We start from the raw sequence: 7,614 nt of genomic DNA on the forward strand, positions 1-7,614 counted from the left end.
CGTGATCCGGCCAAAGGCTCAGCGCAGCCCCAGCACGTCGAGGTCGGCACTCGCCGCCGCCAGCTCGGCGCGCGCAGCCGCCAGCCGGAACTCGGCCTCCACCCGCCGCAGCCGCGCGTCGTTGGCGGTTTCCTCGCGCTGATTGACCAGGAACAGGTCGCTCGCCCCCAGCGCAAAGCGGCGCCGTTCCGCAGCCGCCAGCCGCTCGGCGAGCTCGGCTTCCTGGGTCGCGAGCGACAGCAGTTCGCCCGCACCGCGAACATCGATGCCCAACCCGTTCAATTCGATGCGAATCTGATCCTCGAGCAGTTGTCGCCGGGCGCGAACCGCCTCGATCTCGGCCTCGGCCTGGGCAATGCGGCCGCGCGCGCCGCGCTGTTCGAGCGGGACCGAGAAGGTGACTCCGACAATCCCCTCCGCCGCGGTGCGCGACCGGCCACCCTCGGCCACGTTGCCCAGGTCCTTGCCCGCTTCGACCCGAACGTCGAGGCGCGGACGCAGACTGTTGCGTTCGAGCGCCAGCTTGCGCTCGGCCTGCTGCAGCCGGTTCTCCAATGCCTGGATGTCGGGACGATCGCTGATCGCGGTCATCGCCGGGGTCGCGGGGATGGCGGGAAGCGTGGACGGCAGCTGCGCCGCGGTCGGCACCACCGCCTTGCCCTCGGCATCGCGGACGTAGAGCGACAGCGCGTTGGCGGCGTTGGCGAGCTGCTGCTCGGTCTGCGTCACCAGCGTCCGGCGGCGGACGATGTTCTGGCGGTTTTCCACCGCGAGGATCGCCGGGCGGAGCCCACGCGCGACCTGGCCCTCCAGATTTTCCTGCCGCTCGCTCGCGACTGCCAGCAGCTCGCGATAGACCGCGAGACGCAGCCCGGCGGCCACCCAGTTCTGATAGGCGGCGATGGCCCGGCGCTGCACGCCGATCGCGACCATCCGCCCTTCCAGCGCCACGGCGTCGGCCTCGCGCCGGGCGACGTCGACACCGAAACGGCGGTCGTCGATGAACCGGTCGCGCATCAGCGCGAACAGCGCCCCGACCTTCACCTCGCCGAGGCTATTGGTGTAGTATTGATCCTCATAGATCGGGAAATCGCCCTGGGAGAGGCGATAGCTGCCATAGAGCTGGCCGCCATTGCTGGTCAGCGGGCGATAGACCTTCCCCTCGACAAAGGTGCCGTCATAAAAACCCGCGACGCGGCTTCGCCCTTCGGCGGAGAACACCGTGTCGAACGCGCCTTCGGCCGCGAGCGAGCGCCCGTCGGCGGCGCGTGCGCGCTGCAACGCCTCGACGATCTGCGGGGCGAAGCGCGCGGAGCCGGCGAGTACGCGGTCGAGCGTCAGCACGCCCGCCACCGGCGGCAACGGCGCGGCGGGCGCGACGGTGGCGGGGAGCGGGGCGATCGTCTGGGCCAGCGCGGCGGATGTCGCGAGGAGCAGCGCCGTCGCCGCCGCCGCCGCCAGCGCGCCGCGCCCGCTCGCCTCAATAAGCCGGGGCATTGCCACTCTTTGTCGCCGCATCGCCCTTGGCCGCGCTCCCGGTCGGTTCGTCGGCCGGGCGGCGGAATTCGAGCGGGAAGTCGTTGAGCTGGCGCCACAGCTCGTAGCCGACCGGCACGGTTTCCATCTGGACCCAGCCCTGCACCTTCGCGCCCAAGCGGATATAGCGCGCGTCGGGCCAGCGCACCGCGCCAGGCTTTTGCTCGATCAGGATGCGGAACAGCCCGTTGACGGAAGCGGAAGGGTCGATCGAGCGCACGCGGCCCTCGAACAACCCCTGGGCGAGCGTCGGCCAGCCGGAGAATTGAAAGGCGGGGAAGCCCTCGAACTCGATACGGACATTCCGGCCCGGGTGGATGAGCGCGATGTCGCGACCATCGACATACAGCTCGATCACCCGGTCAGGCGTTTCCGCCGCGAAAGTCGCGAGGACGTCGCCCGATTTGACCAGCGTCGCGCCCGCCGCCGGATTGATCTGCTGGATGCGGCCGGCGCGCGGGGCGCGGACGATCTGGGCGGACTGCCGGTTGATCGACACGTCGATCTGATTGAGCTTGGCGCTGACGCTGGCGATCTTGGCGCGCATCTCGGCAACCTTGATCTGCGCGAGTTCATAGTCGCGCCGCGCGATCAGGCCCTCGCCCAACAGTTCGCGCGACCGGGCGACGTCGAGCTGCGCGACCTTCATCGCCTGTTCCGCCGCCGCGATCTCTGCCTCGACCTGCGCGCGCTCGGCCGCCAGCCGGCTGAGCAGCAATGGATCGAGATCGACGACGCGCGCGACGGGATCGCCTTCCTTCACCTGGCTGCCGTCCTGGACATACCAGCGATCGACCCGGCCGCCGACAAAGGCGGTGATCGACTGGACACGATCGCGCGGGTCGAGCGCGATCACCTGCCCCGTCCCCGGCGCGGTCTGGACCCACGGCACGAGCCACAGGATCAGCGTGGTGACGATGATCGTCGTCACGATCATGATCGCCAGCGCGCGGGTGACGCGTGGCGGATGGAGCGAGGCCAGCGTCTTGAAATGGACGATATGTTCAGAGCGGAAGGGCATGGGCCGCCTCCGACGCAAGATATTCCTGGAGATCGTCAAGCGTGGCGAAGCGCAGCTGGCGCTCGTTGCCTAGCCACAGATAACCGTCGAGCTTCACCGCCTCGGGCCGCTTGGTGAACAGCAGCACGGTCGTGCCGGCCGGGCGCAACAGGTCGAGCGCGCGCGCGAGGCGATCGGGCGGCAACACGTCGTAGAGCGACGACAGCATCATCAGCTTGGGCTGAATCAACAGCCCGGCCGCGAGCTTGAGTGCCATCACCTCGCTGATCGACAGCGGCCAGCCGGAGCTGGACAGCACGGTGTCGAGCCCGTCGGGCAGCTGCGCAACCCGCTGGTCGAGCCCGACCACCGCCAGCGCATCCAGCGTGTCGCTGGCGCTCGCCGTCGCCGAAGCGAGATTGAGATATTCGCGGATGCTGACCTCGACGATGGTGGGGCGCTCATAGACGACAATGTCGGAGCGCAGCAGGTACATGTCGAGCGCGGCGAGGTCGGCACCGCCGACCGACACGATGCCACGATCGGGCTGGACGTGGCGCTTGAGCAGGCGCGCGATCGCATGGTCGGCCCCCGCTTCGGCGATGACCACCAGCCGCTGGCCGCTTTCGACGGCCAGGTCAAAGCGCGCACCGCCAAATTCGACGTCGCGCAGGCGGATCGCCCCGCTTTCGGGCGCCGCGGCGTTGGCGATGATCTTTTCCTGCGGGATCGCGTAGAGCAGCGAGACTTCCTCGAGACCCGCGACGAGGTCGTAAAAGGTCTCGAGATAGGTGCCGAGCTGGCTGATCCCGTAGAACACGCCCGAAAGGATGAGTTCGGCCGCGACCAGCTGGCCGATCGACAACTGCCCCTGGATGATCAGCCAGCCGCCGAGCGCGAGCAGCGTCGCGCTGGCGAACGCATAGAGCAGCAGCAGCGCGACTGTCTGAATGAAGCTGTAGCGGAAATGTCGGCGATGGTCGGCGATCCACGTCGCGGTGAAGCTTTCCGAACGGTCCATCGCGAACGACAGGTGCCGGCTGGATTTATAGAAGCCGTTGGAGGCGCCGACGCTTTCCAGCCACTTGGCGGTATTGTGCTTGGAATGGCTGAGATTGACCGCCGTCCGCATCGCGCGGCCCGACCAGAGCTGGAAGATCGCGAAGACCAGGAACACCAGCAGGACGTTGAAGGCGAGGAAGAACGGGTGGTAGAACGACGTCACCGCCAGCCCCACGCCCGATTGCAGGATGATCGTGAAGCCGCCGATCAGCAGGCTGGGCACCGATTTCTGGATGACGACCAGGTCGAAATAGCGGTTGAACAGATCGGCGCGACGCGAGTCACCAAAGAACGGGTTCTGGGCGTGAACCGCGCGCACCGTGATCTCTGCCACGAGCCGCGCGAACAGCCGGCGCTCGAACAGCGCCATCAGATGCGTGCGGAACGCCGACAGGATGCCCGAGATCAACAGCAGCAGCAGCAGGACGCCCGCCAGCGTGAACAGCGGTGCGGGCAGCGCGGTGTTCGCGACACTGTTGATCAGCAGCTGGACCGAGATTGGCGTCGCAAGCGTCAGGAGACTGATCGCCAGGCCATAGATGAGCGCCAGCCGGAAATAGGCACCGTCGGGCGCCAGAATCTCGTTCGTCCAGCGAAAGACCTCGTTCAGGCCGAGCGTGCGCTTGGGTGCATCATTTGCCGCCATGCCGTCTCCCCGAGTTGGTGAAATATTGCGCTCTCGTCAGCACATGCGCGCATTATATGATTGGGACAACCACGATACCACTATCCTGTCGATAGGATTAACCTATTACACCGCGCCCTTATCGAGGCCGATCCGCATCACCGCACCCCTGCATTCGCGACGATCTGCTGAATGACCGCGCCGATCCGCCGATAGGCTGGCGCGCGTCCCGAGCCGACACGCCAGATCAGCCCGATCTCGCGATACCATCGCCCGCCGCGGATCGGGCGCACGACGACATCCTCCCCTTCCCCGCCCCGGATTTCCTGGCGGACATAGAGCTCGGGCAGCAGCGCCAGCCCCATGCCCATGCCCGCCATCTGGCGGATCGCGTCCAGGCTGGTGCCTTCATAATCGCGCAGCACGATCGCGCCCGCGGCGTTGGCGATCGCGCGGACCTGATCGCTCAGCCGGTATTGCGGCGAAAGCGTGAGCAGCCCGCGCCCCGCCAGGTCTGACGGCTCCAACCGGTCGGCGCGCGCCAGCGGATCGTCAGCGGCCATCGCGACGAGCAGCGGTTCGCGGAACAGCCGCTCGACCTGGACGCGCGCATCCGCGACGGGGAGCTGCGCCAGCACCATGTCGTGATCGCCGACGACCAGCGCCGCGATCAGGTCTTCGGGCAGCCCCTCGCGGACGTGCAGGCGCAGGCTGCGATGCTCGCGGTGAAGCTGAGCCACCGTCTGGGGCATAAGGTAGGCGCCGAGGGTCGGCGAGACGCCCAGGCGCAGCACCCCGCCGAGCCCGTCGTCGGACTGCATCGGCAATTGCTCGATCTCGCTGGCATCGGCGAGGACGCGGCGCGCGCGCTCGAGCACCTCGCGCCCGACGGGAGTCAGCACGACGGGGCCGTTGCCCCGTTCGACCAGCGTCGTCCCGAGGACGCTTTCCAGCCGCTGGATCTGGAGCGACAGCGACGGTTGTGAAATGCTCTCCCGCTCGGCAGCACGGCGGAAGTGCAGCGTTTCGGCCAGCGTGACGAAATAACGGAGCTGCCGCAGCGTGATGCGCGGCGATTCACTCACCCGCGCACCAGATCGAAATGGGGGCACGTCGGCGCGCGGTGCGGCGGGGTGGTGGAGCTGAGGGGAATCGAACCCCTGACCTCTGCAGTGCGATTGCAGCGCTCTCCCATCTGAGCTACAGCCCCGCCCCTCGCCTTCCGGTACGCCGGAAGGCCGCACCCTCTAGCGACAGTTTGACCGCCGCGCAACGGGGTTTCGCGTCGTCCCGCCGCGCGATCCGTTTCCCTCGCTTTTCCCCCGAGATGGCGACCCGGGACCGTATCGCGAATGCCGCATCGCATTGCTTTTCGGACGGGCCACGGCCAAAGCCGCGGGAACAAGATCATCGGAACTGGGAGAGAATGAGATGGCGCAAGCCTGGCACCTTGAACGCCGCCCCGCCGGAATGCCGGTCATGGCGGATTTCGCCCTGCGCGACGTGACGCTGCCCGCGCTCGCGCCGGGCCAGGTCCGCGTCGCCAATCGCTGGCTGTCGGTCGATCCGTACATGCGCGGGCGGATGAACGACGTGAAGAGCTATGCCGCGCCCTATGCGCTGGGCGAGCCGATGACGGGCGGCGCGGTGGGCGAAGTCGTCGAATCCGCGGCCGACGGCATCGCGGTCGGCGACTGGGTTCAGCACATGGCGGGCTGGCGCGACGAAGCGGTGCTCGACGCGCGCGAGGTCCAGAAGCTGCCGGCGATCGACGTTCCGCCGCAGGCGTTTCTCGGCCAGTTCGGCATGCCCGGGCTGACCGCCTATTTCGGCCTGCTTGCGGTGGCGAGCGCGGAGCCGAGCGACACGGTGTTCGTTTCCGCGGCCGCCGGCGCGGTCGGATCGACCGTCGTCCAGATCGCCAAGGCGCGCGGCATGACGGTGATCGGGTCGGCCGGTGGTGCCGACAAGTGCGCGTGGGTGCGCGAACTCGGCGCCGATCACGTCATCGATTACAAGGCCGGCGTGCCGGTCGCAAAGGCGCTCGGCCAGGCCGCGCCCGACGGCATCGACGTGTATTTCGACAATGTCGGCGGCGAACATCTCGACGCCGCATTTGCCCATGCGCGGCTGAACGCGCGCTTCGCGATCTGCGGGATGATCGACATCTACAACAGCGGCGCGGCGACCGAGCTGCGCTACATCGCCCGCACCATCGCGGCGCGCATCCGCATCCAGGGGTTTCTGGTCAGCGACTTCCTGCCGCGCGCCGGCGAATTCTACCGCGACATGGCCGGCTGGCACGCCGCGGGCAAGCTGCAGCGCCAGGAGACCGTGGTCGATGGGCTCGCCCAGATGCCGGACGCGTTCCTCGGCCTGTTCACCGGCCAGAACACCGGCAAGATGCTGGTCAAGGTGTGAGGATTGTCAATTAGCCTTCGTGCCAGCGAAAACCGGGACCTCATGCCGACCAAGCGCGCGCGTGGCTTGAGACCCCTGCCTTCGCTGGGGTGACGCCCTTCTCCGCACGCAGACGAGACCGCCGACAGCCCGCTCAAATCGCGCCGCTGAACGTATCGCACGCGGCGGGGTCGCCGGATTGCAGGCCGATGCGCAGCCATTTCACGCGTTGCGCCGAGCTGCCGTGGGTGAAGCTGTCGGGCACTACGGTCCCCTGGCTTTGGCGTTGCAGCGTGTCGTCGCCGATTGCATTGGCTGCGGTCAGACCCTCCTCGATATCGCCCTGTTCCAGTCGCGACCGGTTGCGCGCCGCCCAAACGCCGGCATAGCAGTCGGCCTGGAGCTCGAGCCGTACCGACATGGCGTTGCCCTCCGCGCGGCCGAGCCGCGCCTGCGCGCGGCTGACTTCGGCGGCCTGGCCCGTCAGGTTCTGGATGTGGTGGCCGACCTCATGCGCGATCACATAGGCTTGGGCAAAGTCGCCGCGCGCGCCGAAGCGGCTGGCGAGCTCGTCGAAAAAGCTGGTGTCGAGATAGATCCCCTGATCGGGCGGGCAGTAGAAGGGCCCCGCCGCCGATGACGCGGCACCGCAGCCCGATTGCGCCCCGCCCTGATAGAAATTGAGCGTCGGCGCCTGATAGCGCGATCCCTGTGCGGCGAAGATCGGTTCCCAGGTCTGTTCGGTCGATTCGAGCACGCGGCACGCGAACAGCCGCTCGGCCGTGTTGCACACCGCTCCGCCCGCGCCGCCCTGCGCGACCTGTGGCTGGCGGGCGCCCTGCCCGACATTCTGCGCGGGGATCAGCCCGCCGCCGCCGCCGCTGAGCATCAGATAGCCCGCGCCGACGATCAGCAGCAGCGCGATCGTCCCGCACCCCATGCGCCTGCCGAGCAGCAACGGCAGCAGGCCGAGCAGATTGAACCCGCCCCC

Annotated in this window: 6 protein-coding genes and 1 tRNA gene; 1 reads left to right on the forward strand and 6 read right to left on the reverse strand. The window is 68.1% G+C overall.

Annotation, left to right across the window (positions count from 1 at the left end):
* Window positions 1-18 precede the first annotated feature (18 nt).
* The 5 genes from AX676_RS04850 to AX676_RS04870 all read right to left on the reverse strand — a co-directional run bounded on the left by AX676_RS04850 (window position 19) and on the right by AX676_RS04870 (window position 5,433).
* Window positions 19-1,497 (reverse strand): TolC family protein, encoded by a 1,479-nt coding sequence (locus AX676_RS04850; protein ID WP_156437622.1) that lies wholly within the window; start codon window positions 1,495-1,497, stop codon window positions 19-21.
* A complete protein-coding gene (locus AX676_RS04855; RefSeq protein ID WP_066476686.1) occupies window positions 1,481-2,557 on the reverse strand; it encodes an efflux RND transporter periplasmic adaptor subunit in 1,077 nt (358 codons plus the stop codon). Before AX676_RS04855 ends, AX676_RS04850 begins: the two co-directional genes overlap by 17 nt.
* Window positions 2,541-4,244 carry an ABC transporter ATP-binding protein gene (locus AX676_RS04860; protein ID WP_066476689.1) on the reverse strand — a complete coding sequence of 568 codons (1,704 nt, stop codon included), beginning with the start codon at window positions 4,242-4,244 and terminating at the stop codon, window positions 2,541-2,543. The genes AX676_RS04855 and AX676_RS04860 overlap by 17 nt, the downstream gene beginning before the upstream one ends.
* Window positions 4,245-4,381: 137 nt before the next feature.
* A complete protein-coding gene (locus tag AX676_RS04865; RefSeq protein ID WP_066476692.1) occupies window positions 4,382-5,308 on the reverse strand; it encodes a hydrogen peroxide-inducible genes activator in 927 nt (308 codons plus the stop codon).
* 49 nt (window positions 5,309-5,357) lie between these two features.
* Window positions 5,358-5,433 (reverse strand) — tRNA-Ala (locus tag AX676_RS04870).
* Between the two features lie 221 nt (window positions 5,434-5,654).
* Between AX676_RS04870 and AX676_RS04875 the strand changes: the two genes are divergently transcribed.
* Window positions 5,655-6,644: an NADP-dependent oxidoreductase gene (locus AX676_RS04875; RefSeq protein ID WP_082730970.1), complete on the forward strand. Its 990-nt coding sequence runs from the start codon at window positions 5,655-5,657 to the stop codon at window positions 6,642-6,644.
* A gap of 133 nt (window positions 6,645-6,777) precedes the next feature.
* Here AX676_RS04875 and ypfJ read toward each other — a convergent pair.
* Window positions 6,778-7,614: KPN_02809 family neutral zinc metallopeptidase (gene ypfJ, locus AX676_RS04880; protein ID WP_066544139.1), on the reverse strand; the 837-nt coding region annotated here is incomplete at its 5' end.

Origin of the sequence: Sphingomonas sp. CCH21-G11 (genome assembly GCF_001555965.1) — a bacterium.
In the GTDB taxonomy this organism is placed as follows: domain Bacteria; phylum Pseudomonadota; class Alphaproteobacteria; order Sphingomonadales; family Sphingomonadaceae; genus Sphingomonas.

Coding starts and splice junctions, on each gene's coding strand:
- AX676_RS04875 (WP_082730970.1), top strand. CDS start 5,655: ATGGCGCAAGCCTGGCACCTTGAACGCCGCCCCGCCGGAATGCCGGTC.
- AX676_RS04855 (WP_066476686.1), bottom strand. CDS start 2,557: ATGCCCTTCCGCTCTGAACATATCGTCCATTTCAAGACGCTGGCCTCG.
- AX676_RS04860 (WP_066476689.1), bottom strand. CDS start 4,244: ATGGCGGCAAATGATGCACCCAAGCGCACGCTCGGCCTGAACGAGGTC.
- AX676_RS04850 (WP_156437622.1), bottom strand. CDS start 1,497: ATGCCCCGGCTTATTGAGGCGAGCGGGCGCGGCGCGCTGGCGGCGGCG.